Annotated in this window: 2 protein-coding genes; one reads left to right on the top strand and one right to left on the bottom strand. The window is 67.6% G+C overall.

The window, feature by feature from the left end; all coding sequences use genetic code 11:
* The first annotated feature begins 480 nt into the window (after positions 1-480).
* The gene (locus U9980_RS23185; protein WP_322769878.1) at positions 481-1,767 is read left to right on the top strand and encodes a hypothetical protein; all 1,287 of its coding nucleotides are present in this window, start codon (positions 481-483) and stop codon (positions 1,765-1,767) included.
* 64 nt (positions 1,768-1,831) lie between these two features.
* Here the strand turns inward: U9980_RS23185 and U9980_RS23180 are convergent, their stop codons facing one another.
* Complete coding sequence (locus U9980_RS23180; RefSeq protein WP_322769877.1) at positions 1,832-2,521, bottom strand: hypothetical protein; 690 nt, start codon at positions 2,519-2,521, stop codon at positions 1,832-1,834.
* Between the last annotated feature and the right edge of the window lie 75 nt (positions 2,522-2,596).

Here is a 2,596-nt window from a genome sequence, read left to right as displayed (position 1 = left end):
AAGACGTGAACCCAAGACGTGAACCGCGGCGGCGAGCCCCGTCGACCGTCCACGGTCGACGGGGCTCGCCGGGTAGCAGGGCAGACGCCTGTGCCGCGGATCGCTGTCCGAACACAAGATTCAAAAAAGGCTCTGCGGCTGGGCAGGCCTTGTCAATTATCGTGCCCTTACATCGGAATTTCCGGTCGCAGGCGTCCGAGGTCAGATTCTTACGGCATTCTTACGGCGTTTCCCCTGCTCGCCATTCACCTTGACGCATCCAGCGACGCCTTTCTATCGTCGCGGGGTCGGGGTTTCGGTGAAATCTTGTTGATCCCAGGTTGCTGCAACGACGGAAAACTCACGAGATCCCGACGTCGATCGGTTCACGAACACGGGTGGGAATCCGCCCGAATGGAAGGAGAACGGCATGGCTGTGCAAAACGATGGTCGTCAAAACGATGGTCGTCAAAACGGTGGTCGCTCGCGGCTGCCACGCTCATGATTATCGCAGCTACGGGGGTGACAGGTGGTCAAGCGCTCGCCGGCGCGAACCAGCCGAAGGGCGCGGCCGCGGGACTGGGGCCGCTACGCGGTTTGCTGCCTCGTGATCACCTGACGCTCGAGAGCGCGCTCCAGGTCGATCTCAGCAAGGAAAGCGTCCGCCTGCCCCTTTACAAGGGGAAGGCGAACGGCACGACGGTGTGGTTCACGCTCCTGGATGCCTCTGACGAGGGCCTGGCACGCGACCTGGGGGTGAACTATGCGCCTAAGCTCACCAATCTCGCCGTCGGCTGCCAGGAATGCGTCCAGACGGTGACCCTCGACGCGCCGACGCCGCAGCAGAACCGTTTCGGGCAGGCCGTTGTCAACTTCCAGGGCGCGCCCGATTTCAGCCCGACCCGGGTGGCCGAGCCCGGACCGGATGGTTTCCCGCTTGCCAAGTTCGCGCCCGGCGCGGTCGCCGGCCCAGGTTACAGCCCGTTCATCCGCCTCGCCGGGTCGAACGTCGTCTACAGCGCGCCGATCGTCGCGACCGGCGACGGTCCCTTTGACGTCGTCCACCACACCGACACCGGTGATCGTGTCCTGGGCATTCACATCGCACCTCCGTCCCCGCCCGGCCAGTACCTGGAGTCCTACGTCGACATGTTGTTCGTCAAGGGCTTCGACGCCGGCAAGCCGATCGTGTACATCAGCACCGACGCGGGCCAGCCCCTGACCGCCGCACTGGAGCGTGCGACCTACGTGCCCGCGCTGGACAAGGCGGCCTACAACGGCGGCGACGACTTCCTCGGCTCCGCCCGCGAGCGGCTGTTCGGGTTCATCAACGGCCAGACCGGCGCCGACAACAGCCAGGCACAGGGGTTCGTTCATCTCGCCAAGGACGGGCATGTCGCCGAGGACGCCAGCGCGGGTAACACCGCGCTGATCGACGCCCTGCGCAACGGCGGTGACCTGCTCAACGTGTTCGGTGACTTCCCGACCGAGACCGATCCCAGGCACGCGCTGGCCTACAGCCCGCTGTGGGACGCGCAGCTTGGCCTGTGGACCGACAAGGCCGTGCGGCAGGGCCTCAACAAGCGGCAGATCGACGAGGTCCAGGTGTTCAACCTGGCGGCCAGCCGGCCTGATCTGCTGACCGGCGTCGACCCTGCCACCGGTCAGCCCGCCCCCTACGGTTCCGTCGGGGTCGACATCAACTGCGCGGTGATCGGGTTCACGGACACAGCCCCGACCGCGAACCTCGCTGATCCCCTCCCCAACTCGCAGTTCCCGCCCAGGTAGCACTACCGGAGTTTCGCGGTGGGATGGGTGGACCCCGATCGGCATCGGGGTCCACCCGCCCCGGTCAGCGGGGCAGCCGCTGGTGGCCCGCTCGGAAGAACTCGACAGCCTGGTCCACCGAGTGGGCCTTTTCCCAGCTCAGGCTGGCGCCGAACGGCTGGTTCCAGAAGCCGTCCGGGTCCGGCGGCGTGGTGGGTAGCGACGGCGGCCCGACGTAGAGGTACGGATCATTCACGTAGTCGTCGCCGGGGCTGGCTCCGTAGTTGACACCGGAGGCGGCGAGGGCGACGTCGAGATGCTCCGGCCACAAGGTGATCGGGCTGGGCGCGTCCGGGTCGATCTCGGCGGTGAACCGGCGCAGCGCCTCGTCGGCCAGGGCATACCAGTCGGCGATCAACTGGGCGGCGGTCGGATCGACGACGAGCGGGGCGTCCAGGTCAAGGCTGGTAGCGGGGGTGTAGACGGCGGACGGGGCACCGGGCTCGATGCCGGCGGCCTGCCCGGCGGAGCGCAGGGTGGTGATGTCCGTCCGCCCGATCTCGCCGTTTGCGCGGACCACCAGCTCGCAGCCCTCGACACTGACCGTCCGGTGGTCGGGGCCGAAGGGCGGTGTGCCGAACCCGCCGGGCCGCACCACCAGGCCGATCCGCCCGGTGGCCCGGTAGCGGGACGCAGCCAGGACGTGTTCGGCCAGGGTGTGCAGGGACGTCCGGGTCTGCCCGAAACGATCAGGTAGCTGGTCGGTTTCGCTCATGGCCGCTCTTCCTTCCTCGGGGTGGGATGGGCGCCCGGTTGGGCTCGGAATCGGGCCGAGGTGCCGCGATGGCCA

Origin of the sequence: Protofrankia sp. Cr1, assembly GCF_963555865.1 — a bacterium.
Lineage (GTDB): Bacteria > Actinomycetota > Actinomycetes > Frankiales > Frankiaceae > Protofrankia.
The sequence above is the reverse complement of the archived record's forward strand: the minus strand, read 5'-3'. Positions and strand labels throughout refer to the sequence as shown.

Coding starts and splice junctions, on each gene's coding strand:
- U9980_RS23185 (WP_322769878.1), top strand. CDS start 481: ATGATTATCGCAGCTACGGGGGTGACAGGTGGTCAAGCGCTCGCCGGC.
- U9980_RS23180 (WP_322769877.1), bottom strand. CDS start 2,521: ATGAGCGAAACCGACCAGCTACCTGATCGTTTCGGGCAGACCCGGACG.